General features: G+C 36.5%; 22 protein-coding genes. 9 read left to right on the plus strand and 13 right to left on the minus strand.

Annotated features, from left to right (window positions below; translation table 11 throughout):
• Nucleotides 1–5 precede the first annotated feature (5 nt).
• The 3 genes from ACN5L8_RS01150 to ACN5L8_RS01160 form a co-directional block, all read right to left on the minus strand.
• Nucleotides 6–1145: a hypothetical protein gene (locus ACN5L8_RS01150; RefSeq protein WP_419172055.1), complete on the minus strand. Its 1140-nt coding sequence runs from the start codon at nt 1143–1145 to the stop codon at nt 6–8.
• Nucleotides 1145–2479, minus strand: a complete 1335-nt coding sequence (locus tag ACN5L8_RS01155; protein WP_419172056.1) for an aminopeptidase P N-terminal domain-containing protein — start codon at nt 2477–2479, stop codon at nt 1145–1147. The genes ACN5L8_RS01150 and ACN5L8_RS01155 overlap by 1 nt, the downstream gene beginning before the upstream one ends.
• A 164-nt stretch (nt 2480–2643) precedes the next feature.
• Nucleotides 2644–3318, minus strand: a complete 675-nt coding sequence (locus tag ACN5L8_RS01160; RefSeq protein WP_120404768.1) for a hypothetical protein — start codon at nt 3316–3318, stop codon at nt 2644–2646.
• Between the two features lie 262 nt (nt 3319–3580).
• On the opposite strand from ACN5L8_RS01160, the gene ACN5L8_RS01165 reads away from it, so the two are divergent.
• Nucleotides 3581–4090, plus strand: a complete 510-nt coding sequence (locus ACN5L8_RS01165; RefSeq protein WP_133296953.1) for a hypothetical protein — start codon at nt 3581–3583, stop codon at nt 4088–4090.
• A gap of 6 nt (nt 4091–4096) precedes the next feature.
• On the opposite strand, the gene lysS is transcribed toward ACN5L8_RS01165, so the two are convergent.
• On the minus strand, nt 4097–5674 hold the full coding sequence (gene lysS, locus ACN5L8_RS01170) for a lysine--tRNA ligase (RefSeq protein ID WP_115363730.1): 1578 nt from the start codon (nt 5672–5674) through the stop codon (nt 4097–4099).
• 106 nt (nt 5675–5780) lie between these two features.
• Between lysS and ACN5L8_RS01175 the strand changes: the two genes are divergently transcribed.
• Together ACN5L8_RS01175 and ACN5L8_RS01180 are read left to right on the plus strand one after the other, a co-directional pair.
• Entirely contained in the window at nt 5781–5981 is a 201-nt protein-coding gene (locus ACN5L8_RS01175; protein ID WP_115362509.1) for a hypothetical protein, read from the plus strand.
• Between the two features lie 91 nt (nt 5982–6072).
• Nucleotides 6073–6780 (plus strand): hypothetical protein, encoded by a 708-nt coding sequence (locus tag ACN5L8_RS01180; protein ID WP_419172057.1) that lies wholly within the window; start codon nt 6073–6075, stop codon nt 6778–6780.
• Between the two features lie 65 nt (nt 6781–6845).
• On the opposite strand, the gene ACN5L8_RS01185 is transcribed toward ACN5L8_RS01180, so the two are convergent.
• Both ACN5L8_RS01185 and ACN5L8_RS01190 read right to left on the minus strand, forming a co-directional pair.
• Nucleotides 6846–7178, minus strand: a complete 333-nt coding sequence (locus tag ACN5L8_RS01185) for a hypothetical protein (RefSeq protein WP_419172058.1) — start codon at nt 7176–7178, stop codon at nt 6846–6848.
• A gap of 154 nt (nt 7179–7332) precedes the next feature.
• The gene (locus tag ACN5L8_RS01190; RefSeq protein ID WP_115362515.1) at nt 7333–7545 is read right to left on the minus strand and encodes a hypothetical protein; all 213 of its coding nucleotides are present in this window, start codon (nt 7543–7545) and stop codon (nt 7333–7335) included.
• A gap of 176 nt (nt 7546–7721) precedes the next feature.
• On the opposite strand from ACN5L8_RS01190, the gene ACN5L8_RS01195 reads away from it, so the two are divergent.
• Nucleotides 7722–9251 (plus strand): alanine/glycine:cation symporter family protein, encoded by a 1530-nt coding sequence (locus ACN5L8_RS01195; protein WP_120404770.1) that lies wholly within the window; start codon nt 7722–7724, stop codon nt 9249–9251.
• Nucleotides 9252–9280: 29 nt separating this feature from the next.
• Here ACN5L8_RS01195 and ACN5L8_RS01200 read toward each other — a convergent pair whose 3' ends face one another.
• A complete protein-coding gene (locus ACN5L8_RS01200; RefSeq protein ID WP_419172059.1) occupies nt 9281–10465 on the minus strand; it encodes an exo-beta-N-acetylmuramidase NamZ domain-containing protein in 1185 nt (394 codons plus the stop codon).
• Nucleotides 10466–10606: 141 nt separating this feature from the next.
• Here ACN5L8_RS01200 and ACN5L8_RS01205 point away from each other — a divergent pair, with 141 nt between their 5' ends.
• Nucleotides 10607–11404, plus strand: coding sequence for a thymidylate synthase (locus tag ACN5L8_RS01205; protein ID WP_115362521.1), 798 nt, complete (start codon nt 10607–10609; stop codon nt 11402–11404).
• On the plus strand, nt 11401–11889 hold the full coding sequence (locus tag ACN5L8_RS01210; protein WP_419172060.1) for a dihydrofolate reductase: 489 nt from the start codon (nt 11401–11403) through the stop codon (nt 11887–11889). Before ACN5L8_RS01205 ends, ACN5L8_RS01210 begins: the two co-directional genes overlap by 4 nt.
• Here the strand turns inward: ACN5L8_RS01210 and ACN5L8_RS01215 are convergent.
• Entirely contained in the window at nt 11884–13497 is a 1614-nt protein-coding gene (locus ACN5L8_RS01215; protein WP_419172061.1) for a YiiX/YebB-like N1pC/P60 family cysteine hydrolase, read from the minus strand. The genes ACN5L8_RS01210 and ACN5L8_RS01215 overlap by 6 nt on opposite strands.
• Nucleotides 13498–13587: 90 nt before the next feature.
• Complete coding sequence (locus ACN5L8_RS01220) at nt 13588–14163, minus strand: Maf family protein (RefSeq protein WP_115362526.1); 576 nt, start codon at nt 14161–14163, stop codon at nt 13588–13590.
• 101 nt (nt 14164–14264) lie between these two features.
• Here ACN5L8_RS01220 and ACN5L8_RS01225 point away from each other — a divergent pair, with 101 nt between their 5' ends.
• From ACN5L8_RS01225 to ACN5L8_RS01235, 3 genes are all read left to right on the plus strand, one after another.
• Nucleotides 14265–15113, plus strand: coding sequence for a class I SAM-dependent methyltransferase (locus ACN5L8_RS01225; RefSeq protein WP_115362528.1), 849 nt, complete (start codon nt 14265–14267; stop codon nt 15111–15113).
• A 213-nt stretch (nt 15114–15326) separates the two neighbouring features.
• The gene (locus ACN5L8_RS01230; protein ID WP_419172062.1) at nt 15327–16700 is read left to right on the plus strand and encodes a DUF4105 domain-containing protein; all 1374 of its coding nucleotides are present in this window, start codon (nt 15327–15329) and stop codon (nt 16698–16700) included.
• A gap of 14 nt (nt 16701–16714) precedes the next feature.
• Nucleotides 16715–17035, plus strand: a complete 321-nt coding sequence (locus ACN5L8_RS01235) for a hypothetical protein (RefSeq protein ID WP_115362532.1) — start codon at nt 16715–16717, stop codon at nt 17033–17035.
• Nucleotides 17036–17056: 21 nt separating this feature from the next.
• On the opposite strand, the gene ACN5L8_RS01240 is transcribed toward ACN5L8_RS01235, so the two are convergent.
• From ACN5L8_RS01240 to ACN5L8_RS01255, 4 genes are all read right to left on the minus strand, one after another.
• Nucleotides 17057–17728, minus strand: a complete 672-nt coding sequence (locus ACN5L8_RS01240) for a thiopurine S-methyltransferase (protein ID WP_419172063.1) — start codon at nt 17726–17728, stop codon at nt 17057–17059.
• A gap of 112 nt (nt 17729–17840) precedes the next feature.
• The gene (locus ACN5L8_RS01245) at nt 17841–20210 is read right to left on the minus strand and encodes a ribonucleoside-diphosphate reductase subunit alpha (RefSeq protein WP_419172064.1); all 2370 of its coding nucleotides are present in this window, start codon (nt 20208–20210) and stop codon (nt 17841–17843) included.
• A 3-nt stretch (nt 20211–20213) separates the two neighbouring features.
• Entirely contained in the window at nt 20214–21185 is a 972-nt protein-coding gene (locus tag ACN5L8_RS01250) for a ribonucleotide-diphosphate reductase subunit beta (RefSeq protein WP_233500267.1), read from the minus strand.
• Between the two features lie 479 nt (nt 21186–21664).
• Nucleotides 21665–22621: a tyrosine-type recombinase/integrase gene (locus tag ACN5L8_RS01255; protein WP_115362540.1), complete on the minus strand. Its 957-nt coding sequence runs from the start codon at nt 22619–22621 to the stop codon at nt 21665–21667.
• Nucleotides 22622–22628 lie beyond the last annotated feature (7 nt).

The following is a 22628-nucleotide window of genomic DNA, read 5'->3' on the forward strand; positions in this document are numbered from 1 at the left end:
TAGTCTTAAAGTCTAAATGTTGCCCAGATAGGGAAGTGGTCACTTGCTTGCTTTAGCTCTATAGCATCATCATCAATACAAGTTACGCGCTTATCTAATCCCTTTGTCATAAACTTTGGAAGTTCACTTGGTGGTGTACAAAAGACATTTGTTTTCTCTACAAGTGTTTCTGGATTATAGATTCCTGCATCCATGAGTTTAAGTCCACGATAAGCAATATAGTCTAGAGTTAGTGGGTTGCGATTGGCCGCAAATGTTTGTCGCTCATTTGTTGGCCCTGGGTTTTTTAGCCAAGGTGAGAGGTGATTAAAGAGTCTTCTTAAAACAACTGAACCTGGGTTATTCATATAGATTGATGTATTGAGATCGCCCATGACAATCACGCGATCATCTTTGTGAATTGGCCTAAGTTTCTTGTAGCGCTCTGGCATCACAACATTAAAATTTGTTGCTCCAGTTACATACCATTCTAGAAAGCGTAGTTGATCGCGATTTCTTTCATAGTTTGGAGTGTTGCGATTTCCAAAGTGATAGCTTGGTACAGCATGAAGAAGTACTATATGTACTTCAGTATCATTAGCTTCTATCACTAGGTGAGTAAAACTCTTATCAAAGAGCTCCATGTCTTTTGGAAGAGGCTTACCACTTGCTGTTTTGTACTTTGAAAGGTCTATAGCAGAATTAAATTCTTTCCAAGTTATATCAGAAATAATTCTTTCTTCTTTAATAGGATGCTTGGAAGCAAAACCTGTTGAGTACTGGCCAGGAAAGAGGCCGTAGTTAACCTGATCTGCATTTTTGCGATCTTTTGTGTACTTACCTTTTACCTTTTTTGCATTCTTTCCAGTATTTGCTTTGGCAAAACTCACTGCAAATTGATCAGTATCTTCTTTTAATTGGCTTAAAAGAAGCTCCATATTCTCTCCACGAGAGTCGTATTGTATCTCGTTAATGCTTAAGGCATTAAAGTCTAACTTTGTTAAAATATTTTTTACACTCGTTAATTGGTCATTCTTTTTTCTAAGCTTATTACTTTCAAGCTCTTTAATATTCCAATGAACAAGTTTGATCTCATCATCACGTGTCTGTTTTGAAGAACATGATAGTAGAAGTACAAATACAATAACAAAGTTAAGTGCTTTCATTAGAATAGAAAATCCTTTACGTCTTGCTTACAAGCTTCTTCAATTTCTTCCACAGTTTTTGGAATCATGTGTGATAAATTTTCATGTCCATCTGCTGTAATAAGAATATTGTCTTCAGTTCTTATACCAATTCCTTTTAATTCCTCTGGAATATTGTCAAGTTCCTTAGGGAAGTAAAGGCCTGGCTCGATTGTGAAGATAACACCTTTTTCAAATGGTGTTGGCTCGTTTGTTCCCTCCACTAGGTATGGGTTTTGGTCGTGTACATCAAGTCCAAGCCAGTGTCCTGTTCCATGTGGGAAGAATTTACGATGATTATCTTTTGCAATATTTTCTTCTACACTTCCACTTAAGACTTTAAGATCAATTAGTCCTTGAGTCAGGATTTCACTAACTTTAGCGTGTAGCATTTTTGAGTTATTTCCTGGTTTTGATAATTCAATTGCAGCAATTTGAGAGTCTAAAATAATATTATAAACTTCTTTTTGAATTCCTGTGAATGTACCACTTACCGGAAATGTTCTTGTTATGTCAGTTGCGTAACCGTTAAGTTCACTACCGGCATCAATTAGAAGTAAGTCTCCACTATTTAGTGGCTCATCATTTTTAATATAGTGAAGAATACAAGCATTATTACCACCAGCTACAATATTGTCATATGCACTGCCTTGAGAAGGACCTTTTGAAAAAAGATACATCATTAAAGCATTAACTTCTTGTTCTGTTACACCTGGTTTTGCTAGTGCCATTGCTGCACGGTGGGCCTTATCTGTAACAATCATGGCCTCGCGCATTTGTGCGATTTCAGTTTCATCTTTAATAAGTCTCATTCTCTCAACAAGAGCACCTACATTTTTAATCGTAGCAGGAGGAAGCTCTTTTTGAGCTCTTTTCTTATGGAATAAAGATGCACTTATCTTTCTTGCCATATCTGCAATATCAGTTCGCTCACTTAGGTGAACATAAAGATTCTCATGTCCCGGAAGTAGCTCTTCTAATTTCTCTTCCAGGTCATTGATTGAATAACCTTCATCAACTTCTGTCAGTTGAGCTGCTTTATCTGGACCAAGTCTTTTTCCTGCCCACATTTCTGCAATAGGATCTTTTGGTCTTACAAAGAGAATTTGCTTTGTCTTACCATTCTTCTTACTAAGTACTAGAGCACTATCGGCTTCAGTTAGTCCTGTTAAATAACGAAAATTTGAATTTTGACGAAATGGAAATTCTGTATCATTGCTCTTGTGCTGATAGACAGCAGATGCGATAACGGCAATTCCATCATCCATCATTTCTAATAGCTTTTTACGACGTGTGTTATATATATTTTCAGACATTTATACCTCACTTTTATTTGATGGGAATCATATCAAAATAAGGACAAAAGGCAAATTAGGAACTTTCAAATTGGGATAAATATCGACTAAATATAAAGGGGGAGCCGTAAAGCTCCCCCCAGACAACCAAAAAACCTAATGAAGAAAATAGGTTCTTCTCTTAATTAAAATCTCTTCATACAAGTATCGCGACGTCCGCTGATACGAGCATCTCTTGCACATTTCGTTCTTGCTTCAGAACATGCACGTGCTTGTACTCCTGAGCCTTGTGGCCCTCTGGCCGAAGAAGTATATGTTTGAACAACTCTTCCACCAAATCTTCCATTTGCTATGCGATCAAATGAACAAAATTTTGTTACGATTGGCGTTGGTCTTGGCCCTGGACCTGGTCCTGGACGCCCACCACGTATCTTTTCACAAGTAAATTTCCATGGATTATTCTTTTCGTAACGAGCATCAAAACACTTATTATCTGCTTTTTCACATGCTCTCATTTGAGTGTTTCCTTGTGCTGTGAATGTATCAACAATACGCCCGTTATTTGTATTAACTAGGTTAAATGAACAAGTTTCTTTTCTAGGCCTTGGATCAGGTCTTGTGTAAGCAACTTGGCAACTAGCATTTCTTACAACACGATCATAAGATCTTCTGTTTTGCTCAAAGTGACATCTTGAAAGTGCTTCTCGGCAAGCTTGGTTGTAATTGTAGTCGTAAGCAAAGAAAGTATCTAAAACCCTGCCATTCCTGGCAACAAGTTCAGCAGTACAATCTTGGGCCATCGCTGATTGTGTGGCCATTGAAGTAACAAATAAAGCAGCAGCAACTAAAAACTTTTTCATAAATAAAACCCCTCTCGTTTTTTTATTTTGTTAACTTAGTTTTATGAGTTGGCGTTTAAGCTGACAATTTCAATTACTTACGGGCCTAAAAAAATGCCGAATTGTAAGAAAATTCAAGAAAAATAACATTTTGAATGTGAAATTCTTACAAATATCCTAATTTAATGGTTTCTTATTGTCCCTAAATGTACAAAATTTTCCCAAATCCATTAGTTGTTAAGATTTCTTCATAATTCGAAATCTCCATTCCGATAATTATTGTATGGAATTAAGTCTCTATGAAAGAGTTAAAATACATGCAATGGAATCAGACTTTAGTCGTTTAAGCTTAGATGGCCAAGAAGTTGTCTACATGGGACAAAGCATAACTGCTCCAAGTAGGTGGGACAAGAAGCTACTTAGACATTCCTTTGCTCTATATGGGCTCATTAAAAGAGAGGTTCTTCAAATCCGATTCCACTTAGAGTCTAATCAGGTTATTGAATCTAAAATTTTTAAGGGCCGTTATAAGAGTGTTTCTGATTATAAAAGTATTATGAATACAATGCTGGAGCTAGAAAGCTTGTCTCGTAAGTACGGACTAAAGATTCTAAAGGCCGAGATTGCTCATACTCATCTCAGTGAATGTCGAATTGATAAAAAGAACCTGAAGTTTTGTATGTTGTCAGAAAGTGATCTTCAGGTGGCCAAGAGATTAAAGCAATTTAGAAATTATCCTATTGAAATAAAGGCCATCGCAAAGGATGGCCTAGTATTTAAAAAAGTCTTTTAAGATTTCTTATTTAAGAAGTTTTATGACACGATCTTTTCCAATAGTGCGGATAAATCCTGCAAGCTTTGGACCTTTTTCACGTGAAATTAACTTTTGATAAATTGGTGCAAAAATATCCGCTGGCTTAAGTTCTAGCTCATGCATCACTTCATACATCTTATCGTTAAATTCCTTATCACTTTCAATCGTATCCCACTGCTCTTCGCAAAGTGCAACAAGCTTATCAAGGTATGTGCGAACCTTATCTTCTAGAGGCATATCAACAGCTTCTTTATTGATAGCAAACTTAAATTCCTCTGGAGCATTCTCTTGTAGCCAGTGTAGAGCACATGCACTTCTTTCTCTAAAGCGTCTTTCGTCTCTATCAGTCTTGATTTGATCAGCGTAGTAAGAGCGTGCTGCTTCAATGTCTCCATCATTAATTTGTAGAACATTGCACAGGTGTCTAAAAGAAGGTTGGAAAGGACATTCAGTAGGGTGCTCTCCAATTTGAGATAGCTCAATTACTCTCTTTGCCATCGCAACTTTCTTCTCGTTGCCTTTTTCAAGGCCAAAAGCAAGTCTTTCTTGGCGATCATAGTCTTCATATGTTTTTAATACATCAAGGTCAAATGAGATCGCAAAATCAACATTTGTCTTATATGAAGCAAAGATCCAACGAACCATTTCTGGCTCATATACCTTTAGAATATCATTAACAGTAACAAGGTTCCCTTTTGAAGAACTCATTTTTCCGCCAAGACCTTTAATTGAGACAAAGTCGTATTGAAGATAGATCGGTGCCTGCCAGTCAAAAACTTTTACAATGTCTTTTGCTGTCGTAAATGATCCACCCTGAGAAGAGTGATCTTTTCCACCTGGCTCAAAGTCAACTTTTTCAAATGCCCATCTCATTGGCCAGTCAACTCGCCATGGAAGCTTCACAAGGCTTGTTGTATTAATATCGATCTCTCCTTCATAGTCGTGCTCGTTATGCTTGTAGCGTAACTTACTTTCACCGTCCCATGAAAGAATTGTCGTCTTATCAGTCTTATACTTTTCACAGTAAACAGATACCGGGTAATAGTCATCACCATATGGCTCTTTTCTGTATTGATTTAAAATATCACGAATTTCAAATCTCTTATTAAGTGCTAATTTAATCTGTTCTTTATAATCACCAGCACGGTATTTCTTTGCCTGATAAATTGGTTCAACTTCAACACCAACTTTCTTAAGTTGTTCTTCAAAGTTGTGTTCATGATGAGCAGCATAGCTTTCATGTTCACCAAATGGATCTGGAGTATCAACAATTGGTTGGAAAAGATATTGTGCTAATTCATCTTGTTTTGGAAGATTACCTGGAATCTTTCTAAACGTATCGTAATCATCCCATGAAAAGATGAAGCGAACATTCTTACCACGGGCACGAAGTCCGCGTGCTACAAGGTCTGTTGTGATAACCTCTCTAAAGTTGCCAAAGTGAACAACTCCTGATGGAGTGATTCCACTGGCCACAACATAATCATCTTTGTCGCCGTGTTGGCGAATGATGCGATCGGCCGTCATATCGGCCCAGTGAACAAGATTTAGTTTTTCTGACATATAGTACTCACTAGTTTTATTTTTATTTAGGCCACTATAGCAAAATAATTTCGCGTAGTTAAGAATTTTCATTATATTTTGGCCACTTTTATGCTAGATTTAAAGCATGTTTGCAGCATTAGTAAAAGCGGCCATTTTCTATTGGGTCTTTATTATGATCCGAAGACTTCTAAGATCAAGCGGAGTCCTGGCCGATAAGAAGCCTAAGGCAAATCCGTTTTCTACAAATCACTCTCAACGCCAAAGACCTCAAGGTCAATTCAAAGATGAAGATGTTATTGAAGCAGATTATCGTGTTATCGATTAAGCTTTTGTAAGACTTTTCAAGACTGAAATTATCTACTTTAAAAATATTCTGTTAGAATAGAAGTATCTTATATTTAAAAATGGAGTTTTAAATGTCATATAATCTTTTAAAGTATTTTCTTGTGATTCTTGGACTTTTCTCTCTTGCGGGTTGTGAAGACTACGGCAAGGAAGGCGAAAGTGATCGTGGAATAATTAGAGCTGGTCAAGCTTTAGAGATTGTTAATACTGAATTAGGCGACAATAGCTTAAATCGTATGACAAGAATATGTGAGGCCCTTGAGGAGCATCACGATAATATTTTAAGAAATGTTTTTTCTGAAGATTTCATCTTTTCTCGCAGACAAAAGGTCTACGGAGATCCAAATACAAGAGATATTACAAATTTAGGTGTCTATATTGAAGCGCCAAATGATTATGACTCAACTCCTGTCTTTAAAGGAACTCGAGGAACTGCAAAGAACTTTATTACTGATATCCCAACTGAGAATAACCTCTACCTCGCTAAGATCTGTGACTACACATTAAATAACGTAGGAACTAAGCCTAAGGTTCAAGAGAAAGTAGGTGGTAATTATCATGTCTTCAATGTCTTCTCTGACGATGGCGTAGCTGTTGGTATTTATACGAAAAATAGTAATGGTAATTACTATCTTTATCGTTCTTATGAATATCGCTTTGATATTAATAAAAATTCTCGTTACTACGGTATGGCAATTGAACAAAGTGAGATATTTATAAGGGACTATCGCGGAAGTGATTACTCTGTTTTATACCAAAAGTTTGAAAGAGCTGATTAGAAATAAAAAAACCGAAGCATTGCTTCGGTTTTTTGTATAAAAGAGGGGGGGAGGGTTCACTTACATTACTTTGTAAGGAATTCAATTTCTTGTTTATATAATTCAACTTCTTCTTCTAAAAGTTCTAAATACTGCTGATCGTAATCAACTTGTGATTCATTTAAAAATTGAATCTCATGGGCCAATTCATTGATCTCACGACCTAATTCATTATCCAACCCACGAACTCTGACAGAATTCAAAAGGACAAGATTCATTTTCTTTGTAATTTGGCGAATCTCATTTGATTGCTTCATTAAAGCAATTGGATTTCTAATTGATCGCTCGTCATCGCCGTTATGTGGAATGGCCGCATAAGACTGAAAAGAGATAATTAGGCTAAGTACTATTGCTTTCATGCCTATATCTTAGCATTTGGCATGTTATTGCCTCATCGATTTTGTAAGGCTTACATAGACGTTCAATAAATGAACATATTTACAGTGTAAACTACGCAGATTCCTGATGGTCAATTAGAGTTCTTGTGTGCTCAGATCTAAGTGTCTGAAATAATTAGTCTAAACCAAGCTTAGTATTGATTTCTTTTTGATCCACTAGGCCTTTATCAATTGAGTTCTTGATAACCATTAAGGCCTGTTGAGAGATCATACGCTTATCTGCTGTGGCAACAGATAGGTCGATATGCTTTTGGTTTTCTACAACCGAATATTTAACTAGTGGGCGTACGATTTCAATGGCCTCTTCTAATGTTGGCAATTTGCTCACTTAGTAACTCCTTTTAATTCTAATTAATGAATTAAGGATAACCGAATTTTAACGCTACGAAAATAAAAAAGGTGACAAGTTCGATAAACTTTCTTTAAAATTTAAGAAAGTATTAAATTACACACAAATTCTAATACGAATTTTGAGAGAGAAACTAGAAACAAAGGATTGTTTAAATGATTAAACTCGCAAGTACTCGCGTTTTATTAGCGCTGTTTTCCGCGCTTACCAGCTTGAGCGTTTTTGCTCAAGATGAGCTTAAACTCCAAGAACAAGTAAACAATATTTTCGGAACATTCAATGAACACTATGAAAAATTCCTATTTTTCCCTGTTCCAGTTTTCTATTGGGGTGAAGTTATCACGATGCCACTAATTTTATTAGTTATGGTATTTGGTGGACTCTTCTTTACTATTCGTCTCGGATTTATCAATGTACGTCTTTTTAAGCATTCAATTGATGTTATCCGTGGAAAGTATGATAACCCTGAAGATGAAGGTGATATTACTCACTTTCAGGCCCTAACGTCAGCATTATCTGCGACTGTTGGTCTTGGAAATATCGCTGGAGTTGCCCTTGCTATTGGCCGCGGTGGACCAGGTGTTATTTTTTGGATTTGGATTATTGCCTTCTTTGGTATGTCACTAAAATTTGCTTCTTCAACTTTTGCTCAACTTTATAAGCAAAAGACTATGAAAGGAGATATCTTAGGTGGACCAATGGTTTATTTAAGCGAAATGTTTAAAAATCATAATTGGCCGATGCTAGGTAAGATCATGGGTTGTTTTTATGCTGTTATGACTATTGGTGCTTCACTTGGTGGTGGAAACCTTTTCCAAGCAAACCAAACATATAAGATTATCGCTAATCAACACCCTGATGCAAATCCATGGATTGTTGGTATTGTTCTAGCCTTCCTTGCTGGTGCAGTTCTTATTGGTGGGATTAAAAAGATTGGAAGTGTAACTTCTAAGCTTGTTCCTTTCATGTGTGTCTTCTATGTACTTTCTTGTCTGGCAATTATCTTCTCAAACGCAAGTATGATTCCAGATATGTTCGTGCAAATCTTTAAAGAAGCTTTTAATCCAGATGCTGCATTTGGTGGATTCTTTGCTGTTATGTTAACAGGTGTTCAACGAGCATCATTTTCAAATGAAGCCGGTCTTGGTTCTTCTGCAATTGCTCACGCAGCAGCTAAAACAAAAGAGCCTGTGCGTGAAGGTGTTGTTGCTATGATTGGACCAGTAATTGATACTCACGTTGTTTGTACAATTACGGCCTTAACACTTTTAATCACTGGTGCTTATAAAGATCCAGAAGTTGCAAAACAAGGTGTTGAGATGACGGCCCTAGCATTTTCTCATTTAGGAAGCTGGATGCCTTATTTCTTATTAGTTGCAATTTGTGTATTTGCCTATTCAACAGTTATTTCTTGGTCATACTATGGTGAGAGAGCAACTGTTTATCTATTTGAAAAACGCTTAGGTTATAATGCTGTTCGATTCTACCGATTTGCATATGTATTTATTATTATTCTCGGTCCAGTACTAAGTATTGGTAATGTACTTGGATTTGCTGACTTAATGCTACTGTCAATTGCATTCCCGAATATCATTGGTATGGTTTGTTTCTCAGGAATCTTGAAGGCCAAGGCCCAAGATTATCTTGATCGATTTAAATCAGGTCAAATGAAAGAATACTTCTAAAAAAGAAAGGGGCCACTAAGGCCCCTTTTTTATTTGTAGATTTTTATATCTTTAATTTCTTCTAAGTATTGTTTGTGACCTTTCTTTTCGAAACTTATAAGCTCATCCATTGAACCTAATCTTTCTACCCATTCTTTGACAAAGAGACTTCCATTAATGAGATCGATTGCAAGATTTCCAAATGCGTACTCATAGTCCTTTTTGTCCCACTCAAACTTATCACCTAAAACACGTTTAAATTCTCGACAAAGGTATTGAGAAACATGCCATGAATTAAATTTAGCTGGATCAGTTACATGAATATGGACGCCGCCACAAGCTACACCTGCATGCTTGTTAAAAGTAGGCATGAAATTAACTGGACGTAGAATAAAGCTATTATTATCAATTTCATCTAGTGTATCGCTTAGCCCTTCAACAAAGGAATAGGCTTCTATTGCTGGATGACCTATGACTTCAAGTGCTCGTGTTGTTCCACGGCCCTCGCTAAGATTTGTTCCTTCATAAAGAACTGTACCGCAAAATGTATGAGCACCTTGTGGAGTTGGTAGGTTAGGAGAAGGGTTTATCCATTCAAGTCCTGTGTCTTGCCAGAACATTGATCTTGTTAGGCCTTGTACTTCAATGACTTCTAATTCAACACTAAAACCTAGTTTCTTTTTAGCGTATTTTGCATATTCGCCCATGGAAAGCGCATGTCTTTGTGGGATCTCTAAGGCCCCTACAAAAGATCTAAATTCTGTTTCTAAAATATTACCTTCAATTTTTTCAAGGCCTACTGGATTAGGGCGATCGAGAATAACAACTTTAATTCCCTGTTTAGAACACTCTTCTAAGAGGTAGGTTACAGTTGTTATATATGTATAGACACGAGTTCCAACATCTTGAAGGTCCACCACAAAAGTATCAATTCCTTCTAACATTTCTTTTGTGGGTTTTCTTGTCTCGCTATATAAAGAGTAAACTGGAACTTGGAAGAACGGGTGTGTATAGTGATCAGTTTCAACCATATTGTCTTGAACATCACTAACGAAACCATGTTGTGGGCCAAAGAGTTTTTTGAATCGATCTCCAAAAATTTTCTTGAATAGTATTGGGGCAACTTTCAAATTTGAGTCCACGCTTGCGCTGTGACACAAAAGAGCAATATTACCAGTAATCTTATTTTGCAGAGATGCGTCATCTCTTAATCTATCGAGTCCTATTTTTATCATGTGTAATATTTTATGGGCCTTTTTGACGAGTTGCAAGCTATTAAAGTTGTGCATATTTGGTTATAATAAACTTTAGACAAACAACACAAAATTTAACACAGCAAAACACACAAACATACTTATACATAGGGAGACACAAGGATGAGACAATACTTAGACTTAATGAAGCACGTGCTTGAAAATGGTCAAAAGAAAGAGGATCGCACAGGTACTGGTACGATTTCTGTATTTGGTTATCAGGCCCGCTATAATCTAGAGGAAGGTTTCCCTTTAGTTACTACAAAGAAATGTCACCTTCGTTCAATTATTCACGAACTACTTTGGTTTTTAAAAGGTGATACGAATATTGCATATTTAAAAGAGAATAAGGTTCGCATTTGGGATGAATGGGCAGATGAGAATGGAGATCTTGGTCCCGTTTATGGTTATCAGTGGCGTCACTGGAAAACTCCAAATGGTGATGAGGTTGATCAAGTTGCAAATTTAGTTAAAGGTCTACGTGAGAATCCTTTTTCTCGTCGTCATATTTTAACAGCTTGGAATCCGGCCGATGTTGATAATATGGCCTTGCCTCCATGTCATTCTTTTATTCAATTCTACGTTTCACCTGATATGAAATTATCTTGTCAGCTCTATCAAAGATCGGCCGATATTTTCTTAGGCGTTCCATTTAATATTGCTTCGTATGCATTATTCACTATGATGCTAGCTCAAGTTACAGGTTTAAAACTTGGAGAATTCGTCCATACAATGGGGGATGCTCACCTTTATTTAAATCACATTGAGCAGGCCAAGCTTCAACTTACTCGCGAGCCACATCCTCTTCCAAAAATGTGGGTTAACCCTGAGATTAATTCTATTTTTGAATTTACTTATGAGGACTTCAAGCTTGAAGACTATGAGGCCCATCCACATATTAAGGCCGAGGTTTCAGTTTGATCCTCTCTCTTATTGTTGGAATAGGTAAGAATCGTGAAATAGGAAAGGGCAATGATTTGCTCTGGCATATTAGCGAAGACCTAAAGAACTTTAAAAAAATAACAAGTGGCAAGCCGATTATCATGGGGAGAAAAACCTATGAATCTATCGGAAGACCTCTTCCTAAGAGACGTAATATTGTCATCTCTCGTGATCCTTCATTAAAAATTGAAGGATGCGATGTCTTTACTGATCCTGAAGAAGTCCTAAAGGATCTTAAATCCTCTGGCGTTGAGGAAGCCGTTGTTATAGGTGGCTCTTATATTTATGAATACTATCTTCCTAAGGTTGATCGTATCTATTTAACAGAGGTTGATTTTGAAGGAGATGCCGATGTGTATTTTCCTAAAATTGATCGAAGTGAATTTAGTGTAAGTGAAGAGAAGGTATTTGAAAAAACGCAGAACTCACCGGCGTGGAAGTTCTGCGTTTTAAATCGATTATAAAGTACTATCTTTCATCAATTTTCTAAAGCTGGAGTCGAGGTCGCCACCGACTTCTTTTCCATCATGTATAAGTAGAACAGTTTTAAATTCAAGGCCTGGCCCTACTTTTTCACCCACGTTATCAGGTGAGATTGTATAGCGGCCTGCTGCTTTTGCAATTGGCCAGTCCATATCATCAAAAGTTACATAAGCAAGCTCTGAACAAACAATCCTCTCATCTGTTTCAACATCAAAATTAAAATCGTATACTTTTCCGATCTGTCTAAAGGCATTGATTAGATAATCCTGCTTTTGTTCACGAGTGAGGTTTATCTGATGCCTTACGGCCGCAAGATCATCAATATCCATAAAGTGGTGGAGAGTATTATATTGAACACCTGGCCTTAGTGCTTCAATGATTCTCTTGCCTTTATTTTCAATCTCATCATGAAAAGGAACAACTTCTGGATGATCCCAGATACCAAGTTCCTGTAGCTGTTGTTTATTACCGGTCCATATCGCCACGTGTCCCCAGTGACCAGGGATAAATTTATCCGTAAGCCTAAAAGGAGTCTTTTCTAAAAGAATATCCAGTGGTTCTAGCTGCGCTTCAAGCTCTGCAACTCTTTGTGGTGAAGGATCGTATAATTTTCCTTTTCTTGTTTGGACAAGGCCTGCTGTATTTCCAAAGCCTTGAGAGACAACGTGAGTAACGTTATTCTTACTTTCTTTAAAGTAGTCAGTAATATAACGCCATATCATTGATACTTTTCTTCCAAAAATTCCACTTTTAAATTCTTTATCTAATTTAACAAAAGATTGTGAAGATTGAATTAGAGAGTCTAGATAGTAATTTGCTCTATCTGGTATTACATCATGCTTAATATAGTAATTTACTAGATCATCATAAAGTTTTAGCCCGCGTTCAATACGGTTGTAATTATCGTATTTATTAAAGCTATAGGTAATCTTCGCTAATTGGTTCTTAAGATCAGCATTGTCATAGTTTACAAGATGTCTGATTTTCTTCATTTCCTGAATTTGAGATAAGACGATCATGTAATTATCATACATAACTAATGAAGTAGCGATGGCAGTTTTAATATCATAGATTAAGCTCTTTCCAAGTTCATCTTGTGGGTTGATATTAATTTCTTTGTATCTAACCCAGCGGTAATCATCATGACGATCTTTATTTCTTGGCCCTGGCTTTTTAACTTTCTTTCTCTTATCAAGAATTTCAGAGCGGCCTTGTTCAATGATATTGATCTCGTTATACTTATCTGTGATCCATTTTGCATTTTCCACATTAGGCCAAACAGCATCACGGAAACTCTTATAAGTTTCAGTCCCTTCTTCATGAATCTTTGTGATCTGATTACTTTTTAATACTTTTTGCTCTTCAAGTTCAATGATGAAATCAATGGCCTTGTGTCGCCAAACGAGAATTTCTTCAACACGGTTTTGAAAGTTTTCAAGATGCTCATGATCATAATAGGTTTCAAGCTCCGGGCCATAGAGGTTTACCGAAGAGATAACACGATTATTATATTTTTCGTGTTTGCTGGTACAACTTGCCATTAATAAGAGCGAGCTTAAGACAACAGCGATTGTTTTCTTTTTAAACATGATTCCCCCACAAAGATTTCAATAGGTCTTATCGGAAATTTTTGTGGAGTTATTTAGTCGGAAATGGTGTTTTCTACTTATATTGAATACTTAGAGGACATCAATTCCAAACTCTGGAAGGATTTTAGACAGAGCAATTAGTGGAAGTCCTATGATAGATGAATGATCAGGACATTCAATTTGATCAAAGAGTGCTATGCCTTGGGTTTCTAGCTTGTATGCTCCACAGCTCCATAGTGGCTCATCAGATACGACGTATCGCTCAATTTGCTCATCACTTAGCTCTTTCATTGTCATTTTAGAGACAACTGTTTCGACTACTTGTTTATCCTTTGAGATAACAGCAATACTCGTTATAAGCTCATGAGTCTTACCTTGTAGCTTTTTTAGATGAGAGATAGCATTCTCAATTGTTTCAGGCTTATTAAATATGTCACCATTGAAGTTTAATACCTGATCTCCACCAATAATGATCGCTTCTGGATTATTCTTTAAAACTTCTTGTGCCTTTTGCAGTGAAAGCTGTCTAGAGACTTCAAGGGGTGAGATACCATCATTTTTTATGGCCTCTTCATCAATATTAGGGGATACACAAGTAAAATCTAAACCTAATTGTTTTAACTGATTCTGTCGAAATTGTGATGAAGATCCTAATATTAATTGCATAGTAATTTCCTGTGTTATAAAGAACTTATGTGGCCAAGCTTAGCAAAAATCCCCCTTAAAGTCTAAGCATGTTATAATGAGCAAAACTTATTGAGGTAAATATGACAGATATTAAAGATGATAAAAAGAAGAGTGAATTTCCATATCTTCACGGCTTTGATAAGGCCGAACAAGATCGACTAAGAGCACAGGCCAGATTTGCAGAGCAAACAGTTTATAAGAATATCAATCTTTCTCGAGTTAAAGAACTTATTGAAATAGGTAGTGGTGTTGGTGCGCAAACGGAGATTCTACTTAGACGTTTTCCTGATATGCATATAACTTGTGTGGATCGTAGTGAACACCAGCTTGCATCTGCTAAGGACTTTTTAGAGTCTACTCTAAATGGGGCCCTAAAAGATCGATTCGATCTTCATCAAATGGATGCAACGGATTTACAATTTAGTTCCCGCAAGTTTGATGGAGCTTTTCTTTGTTGGATTTTAGAGCATGTGCCTGAGCCCGCAAAAGTTTTGTCTGAAGCCAGAAGAGTTCTTCGCCCTGGTGGTCGAATATATATATCTGAAGTTATGAATTCAAGTTTCTTACTTGATCCTTATTCTCCTAACACTTGGAAGTATTGGCAGGCATTTAACGATTACCAATACGATATGGGTGGAGATCCATTTATTGGAGCAAAACTTGGAAACCTTCTTATGCAACAAGGTTTTCAAAATATAAAAGTAGAGTCAAAGACATGGCATTTAGATAATCGCCGTCCTGATAAGAGAAAAGAATTTATCGATTATTGGTGTGAATTACTCTTGTCGGCTGCACCTCAACTTGTAAAAGAGGGAAGAGTTGATCAAGAAACGGTTGATCTTATGCGAGTTGAGCTTAGGAAAGTTTCAAATGATCCAAATGCTGTTTTCTATTATAGTTTTGTACAAGCAAGCGCAAACGCTAGTTAATAATGGCCGTCAGTTTATTTGACGGCCTCTCTTTCTTTCAAAAAAACCTTAAATAAATTTCTCTTCTTGTATAAAGAGTAAAATCTTATTTATCTTTTTATCTTCCTATTTACAGATACTTATAACGTCTTATCTTATGTCTACTAAATGAACACCCTATATCATTATTTCTCTTTCAAACAATTCTTTTCGTTTTCATTATAAAACTAATCCATGCAATTTATTACCTCTGTGCGAATATTTATCTGTCTTCTTTTAGTGTCACAGGTCACTATAGGGGCCGATATTGCTTTTAAGCACTTAGATCGCAATGAGAGAGATCAGTTCTTAGCACTTACCAATTGGAAGAGATATGCTCGTATGATGCGTGTAAATGGTGATCTAAGAAGAAAGGTTTACTATCGCTCTTTAAGAGAAAATAATAAGTATGAAAGTCCTAAAGAAGAGTTCAATTCTTTTGTCAGTGAATTTTATCAAAATAGTAATTTCAAATGCAACAACTTAGCTACCTATGAATTCATTGTTGATATTACGGGTGAGAGAACATTTGAATCACAGGTTTGCGATAATCATTTCTCTACTTTCATATCAGTTGCTACTGGTTATAAAGAAATTAGTTTTTATAAAAATAGAGTTTTAAAAATCTCATATCTGATGGCCTCTAATGGTGAAAGTGCCATGAGTCGCTTTGGCCATAGTATGTTCTATGTACGTGCTTGTAAGAAAAATATTGATAATTGCCCACTCAAATATCAGACGGAGTTCATCCTTGGTGTTGTTGCTGATGTTGATGATTTAGCACCGGGACTACTTAAGGGAATTTTTGGTGGATATGCAACTAAAATTGACTTCATGACATTGGCACAAGTTAAGCAAAAATATAATTACGACGAGTTTAGAGATCTTGACCAATATGACTTAAGGATTACACAAAGAGAAGTTGATCGCTTTATCTCTCACGCTTTAAGACTTTATGAAGAAAAGGATATGGGAGACTATAAGTTCTTCTCAGCTAATTGCGCTACAGAGTCATATAAGATCTTAAGGGCAACACTTGATTTAAATAAGCTTCGCAGTAGACCTTTGACGCCAAAAGGACTGTTAAAAGACTTGAAAGAAGATGATCTCGTTAATGATGAGATGACAAGACAATTTAAAGAAAAGTCTAAGAAGGTGAATGGTTACTTGGCCCACCTTGGCCTTAAAACATTTGAAGATTATTATAACCTTCCTGTGGAGCAACGTTATCAAATAGCCGCAAATATCTCAAAAGAAGATATGCGTTTTACGAAAGCATCTTACATATTCCTTGAGAAAATGGCCTTAATAAGATTGCAAGAAAACCTAGCGACACTGGCGCTTAAGTCTGGTGATAAAGGACTTAGAGTAAAATTTGAGGAATTAGCAAATCGTTATAAAGACTGGGCAAGAGAAAATAAGAAAAGAGCAAGGCTTGGCCTTTCTCCTATAAAGAGTGATGTCATAGGTGAGATGAATCAATTCTACCTTACGCACTATAAAGAAGAAGTAACTAATATCGCTGTTATGGCCAATAATATACTTAAAGCTAGGAAAAGTTTTAAATAATTAAGGAGAGTATTATGAAAAAATTATTACTACTTACAATTGCACTATTAAGCTTAAACACACAGGCAAATGATATTTCTGAAAGAGAGCTTTCAACTGTCATTACAATTGCACCATTTTATATTACTACAGAGGCTACTGTAGATGCGCTTACTCAAAATGAGTACGAAGAAGCAGGTCAAATTGCAGCTGATGGTGTTGTTACTGATCAGGAAAGAGATGAAATGTCTGTTGAACTTCTAGTTCGCCTTGATGAATGTTTAGAAACATTTGGAAATGACTTCGGTTATGATGAACTAGATTGTTTGAAAGAAATTGCTCGTTACGATGACTAGTATTTAATCTGGGCCAATTATTTAATTGGTCCAGATTAGTCTTTTAATTTTCTTTATTCCTGCTTCTTGGAAACGATCCATTGCCTTTACACTTAATTCTCTATCAAGATTTATATCTGGATAAAATTCTGTTGTTTCAGATTTTTTAATCGCAAATGGAGGACCGAAGTCTTGAGGCCCATTATGATCCATCGTTAGTAGGAGTATTTTTGTTTCATTATTAATTAATCGTTTTATCGTTGGATAGTACTTCTCTTTTCTCATAGAAGGTGGAAGCGCAATATTTGAAGCTCTGTCATAGAGATAGTCAATATTCTCTAGATTCTCTAATGCAAAGAAGTCCTTATTATAAATAGTGATACTTCCCTTATCTAATTGGCAGCGGTATATTCCATCTTCTTGAGTCATATTAGGAATTTCATTTTCACGAAAGAAGTCCTCTACCGGTTCTTTAACCACTTCAACACCAATTACATTCGCTCCTTTATTTGCAAGGTAGAGCATATCTAAACTCTTACCACAAAGGGGAACTAGAATATTCTTTCCACTTATATCTTTTTCGTTAAAGTAATTTTCCATCACAGGGTTGAATTCTGATTGATGAAAACCAGTAAAGCCTTTGTCCCAGCCTTCTTGCCAAAAACCTGTGTTATCTTCAATTTGATTTTTTTTGATATCTCTTTGATCAGGCATTAAAAGTTCCTATATCTTAAAATGAATAGAGGGCCAAATCCCTTGGCCCCCCGTATTCTAGCAGTTTAATTTAGTGACAAACCAAATTAAATTAGAAATTTAAATATGCAATCTAGCTTCCGCACATCTCGCAGTCTTCTGGGTTCTCAATTGAACAAACCATTGCTGCTGCTTCTTGCTCTAATTGCTCAGGAGTCTTCTTTGTTTCGTTCTTAACAGTGAACTGAACAGCGTTAACTGCAGCACGTGAACGAAGGTAGTACATACCTGTCTTAAGACCTTTTTTCCAAGCATAGAAGTGCATTGAAGAAAGCTTACCGAAGTTAGGGTTTTCCATGTGGATATTCAGTGATTGACCTTGGTCAATATATGGCCCACGTCCCGCAGACATGTCGATAACTGCTTTTTGCTTAACTTCCCATACTGTTTTGTAGAGCTCTTTTGTTGCTTCTGGAATTCTTTCAATTGATTGAATTGAACCATTATTAGCAATGATCTCATTTCTCATTGTATCATCCCAAAGGCCTAGATCGATTAGATCACGTACAAGGTACTTGTTAACAACTGCAAATTCACCAGAAAGAACACGTCTTACGTAGATATTTGAAGTAATTGGCTCAAAACACTCGTTATTTCCAAGGATTTGAGAAGTTGAAGCAGTTGGCATTGGAGCTACTAGTAGTGAGTTTCTTACTCCGTGCTCTTTTACTTCTTTCTTCAGTGCATCCCAGTCCCAACGGCCAGAGTGTGCTGAGTGTCCCCACATATCAAATTGGAATTGTCCTTGTGACATTGGAGAACCTTCATATGTTGAGTAAGGCCCATCAACCTTTGCTGTATCTTTTGAAGCTGTAACAGCTGCAAAGTAGATTGTTTCAAAGATATCGTTATTAAGCTTAAGTGCTTCTTCAGACTCAAATGGAAGTCTCATCATGAAGAATGTATCTTGTAGACCTTGTACACCTAGACCAATTGGACGGTGTCTCATATTTGAATTCTTTGCTTCTTCAACAGGGTAGTAGTTTACATCAATTACTCTGTTAAGGTTTTTCGTCATACGATAAACAACTTTATATAAGTGGTCGTGATCGTATGTTGCTTTACCTTCGTCGTCGATCTTAACAAATTTGTTAAGAGCAACTGAAGCAAGGTTACAAACAGCTACTTCATCAGGAGCTGTGTACTCAAGGATTTCTGTACAAAGGTTAGAAGACTTGATTGTTCCAAGGTTCTTCTGATTTGATTTCTCGTTAGCTGCATCTTTGTATAGCATATAAGGAGAACCAGTTTCAGTTTGAGACTCAAGAACAGCAAACCATAGGTCTTGTGCTCTGATTGTTTTCTTGGCCTTCCCTTCTTTTTCATACTTTGTATAAAGTGCCTCAAATTCAGCACCATAGCAATCAGCTAGGCCTGGACATTCGTGTGGGCAAAATAGTGACCACTGTCCATCTTCTTCAACTCTTTTCATGAATAAGTCTGGTGTCCAAAGTGCGTAGAAAAGATCACGCGCTCTTTGCTCATCTTTACCAGTATTCTTTTTCATCTCTAGGAATTCAAAGATATCTGCGTGCCATGGCTCAAGATAGATTGCAAATGAACCCTTACGCTTTCCACCACCTTGATCAACGTAGCGAGCTGTATCATTGAAAACTTTAAGCATTGGAACGATTCCGTTCGACGTACCGTTAGTTCCTTTAATGAATGAACCTTTTGCGCGGATATTGTGGATTGAAAGCCCGATTCCACCAGCAGACTGAGAAATAAGCGCAGTTTGCTTAAGCGTATCGTAGATACCATCAATTGAATCATCTTTCATTGTTAGTAGGAAGCAAGAAGACATTTGTGGCTTATTTGTTCCCGAGTTAAATAGAGTAGGAGTTGCGTGTGTAAAGAACTTCTGACTCATTAAGTTATATGTTTCAATAGCTGCTTCCATGTCATTCATGTGCATACCAACAGAAACTCTAAGAAGCATTTGACCTGGTCTTTCAACAATCTTCCCATTCATTTTTAGAAGATAAGATCTTTCAAGTGTTTTAAAACCAAAGTAGTCGTAATTAAAGTCACGCTTATCAACGAGAGTCTTGTCGAGAAGCTCAGCGTTTTCTATTACTGTTTCATAAAGTTCTTTTGAAACTAGTGGTGCGTGCTCTCCAGTTGCCTTATTTACGTAGTGATACATCTCCTTAACATTCTCAGAGAAACAACCTTTTGTTTCTTTGTGAAGGTTAGAGACTGCAACACGTCCTGCAAGGATATTGTAATCAGGGTGTTTAGTCGCTAGATAAGCTGCAGTTTCTGCTGCAAGATTATCTAGCTCAGAAGTTGTAATACCGTCGTAGATCCCTTCAATTACTTTTTGCGTAATCATTGTTGGATCAACGTTATCTTCTAAACCAAAAGCAAGTGTATTGATTCTATCTGTAATTTTATCAAATTTAATTGGCTCTCTTTCGCCACTTCTTGTTTGTACGTACATTTCTTAAAACTCCGCGTCTAAAGTGAAAGTGTTATCAGACTTTTCTGATAAGATACCCGGTCTTTGGTATTCAGATACTCTCTTTTCAAAGAAGTTTGTTTTCCCTTCTAAAGAGATTAGCTCCATCCAATCAAATGGATTATCTGATCCGTAATGACTTTCTAGACCAAATTGTTGCATCCAGAAGTCTGCTACGAATTCAATATATTGCTTCATAAGGTCTTGGTTCATACCGATTAGAGAAACAGGAATTGCTTCAGAGATAAACTCTTTTTCAATTTCTACTGCTTCAGTAATGATCGATTTAATTGTCTCTTTTGAACACTGCTCATCTTTGTCTAGTAAAGAGTGTAGAAGAACAGCGAATTCACAGTGAAGTCCTTCATCGCGAGAAATAAACTCATTAGAAGTACATAGACCTGGCATAAGTCCTCTTTTCTTTAACCAGAAAATTGAACAGAATGATCCAGAGAAGAAAATACCTTCAATAGCTGCAAAAGCGACAAGTCTTTCTGCGAATGTATTCTTTGCACGTAGCCACTTCATGGCCCAGTCAGCTTTCTTCTTTACTGGCTCAAAGTGATCAACGGCGTGGAAAAGACGATCTTTTTCTTTAGCGTCTTTAACATACGTATCAATTAGTAGTGAGTAAGTTTCTGAGTGAATGTTTTCCATTGCGATTTGGAAACCGTAGAAACATCTCGCTTCTGGGTTTTGTACGTCGTTGTAAAAACGAACCGCAAGGTTTTCATTAACGATACCATCACTTGCTGCAAAGAATGCAAGCACGTGAGTAATAAAGTGCCTCTCATTGTCATTTAACTTTTCCCAGTCCGCAAGGTCCTGTTCTAAGTCAATTTCTTCAGCAGTCCAAAATACTGCCATGTGTCTCTTGTACATTTCCCAAATTGAATTGTACTCAATTGGAAAAAGAACAAATCTGTCATCGTTTTCTGCTAGAATTGGTGAAGTCACAAGTTCCTCCTTAACTTTGTAAAAAACACGGACAGTAATGCTGATGTGCGAGGCATTAAAATCTTGTGTGTGCGTCTTACATGTAACTTAAAAATTAGTAAAAAATATCAAATCTTTTAAAATTAATTTAATAAGATCGTGTTGTATGTTCTATTCTAGTTTAGGCTGATGAAGTACTTCTTATCAATATACAATGGGCCAAGATTTTGACATATGCTTTTTGCGCCTCTAATTTTTATTCTTGATCACTATTGTAGAGCTTTTAATACCTATTAAATATGGGCTTGACGAGATTTTGCAAGTTCTTTTTACAGAAAAAAAATCGTGTCTAAAAAAGTCTGTCATCTAATTTTTAGAGGTGAGGGGGCGTGTTAACGCTATGTGCTTATACTATATCTTGTGGCCGTAGAGTTTTTGACACTACTACATCTTGTGAAAATATACGAACATTGGGGTGCGTTGTAATTAAAATTACAAATTTAATCCCAATTAAGTTTTAAAGTCGGTGCTTCCTTGATCTTATTTCTTCTCTTATCGTATTCACCAGTTGTTTTCACAGAAGCGTGTCCAACTTCAATTGCTATTGTGTAAATATCGACACCAATTTCTAGGAGTTCGCCAATGAATGTTGCTCTTGCTGAGTGGGGAGTAATCTTTACGCCTATCCCTGCTTGTTTTGCATAACGATCAAGAAGCTCATTAATAGTGCTTGGATGAAGTGGTTTATTAAGAAATTCTGGATTACTTGGGTTTCGTGTTGGTTGAAAGAGCCAGTCGTTATCTCCCGTTTCTCTCTCACACTCATTCATCCAATCAATATACTCTTCGATGGCCTTTATTGCTAAAGGGTTTAAGACCTTCTTTCCAAGCTTTCCACCCTTTGCGCGGTATTGAAGGACCTTATTGTCACCTTGAGTTTGATAGTCTTTAAACTTGAGATTTAAGACCTCGCTCTTTCTAAGTCCTGTTGTAAAGAAAGTAACAAATAGAGCAACATGAAGATATTTTGAATTCTTATTTTGACCCATAAGAGCAAAGAGTTCTAATACCTGATCTTTTGTAAGAGCGTTAGTAGGGGACTTTACTTCACTACGTGGTCTTCTGACACTTGAAACTGGATTTGCTTTAATTGAATTCTTTTCAACGAGGTATTTAAAAAACACACTTAGACTTGCCAGCTTTCGATTGATCGTCTTAGGAGTTGAAGGATTTTGATTATGGCCGCCAAATTCTGATAAGTAATTTCGATATTTAATAACATGAATTCTCTCAATACTTTCAAAGTTTTCAATTTTAAAATAATCACTTATCCAGCATAGGAATTGATTAATATCGTTTAAATATGATTTTCTTGTATGAGATGAAGTGAAGTTTTCAAAAAACTCTTCATCAAGATCAAAGTTGTGGCCAGGGTCGACCTGCTTAAGACTGAACATATTTCTA

It is taken from the genome of Halobacteriovorax sp. (assembly GCF_048381875.1).
GTDB lineage: Bacteria > Bdellovibrionota > Bacteriovoracia > Bacteriovoracales > Bacteriovoracaceae > Halobacteriovorax_A > Halobacteriovorax_A vibrionivorans.